This window comes from Pseudomonas sp. EA_5y_Pfl2_R50 (assembly GCF_963970475.1).
Classification (GTDB): Bacteria; Pseudomonadota; Gammaproteobacteria; order Pseudomonadales; family Pseudomonadaceae; genus Aquipseudomonas.
In genome coordinates, this window is the sequence record NZ_CAXAPT010000249.1 from 1 (window position 1) to 255 (window position 255).

Here is a 255-nt window from a genome sequence, read left to right on the forward strand (position 1 = left end):
GTATCACCGAGGAAATGTATCAGGAACTGGAGCGCCTGATCGACGATGCCAAGCCCGTCACGCGGCACCTGACCGGGCTGGCCATCAGTCTGGAAACCCAAGGCAATTTAGACATTGCCGTATCCCTTTATGACGGCGACGAAATCGACGTTTACCCACCCGTCATGCGTGACATTGAGGTCACCGGCAGCTTTGGCGTGGTCGGTCGAGAACACACCATAGACACCCTGGACATTTATTATGATTGATGCGAAT

General features: G+C 53.7%; 1 pseudogene. It reads left to right on the top strand.

The window, feature by feature from the left end:
- Window positions 1–248: pseudogene (locus AACY19_RS27675) on the top strand (phage tail protein I); the annotation flags it as partial.
- Window positions 249–255 lie beyond the last annotated feature (7 nt).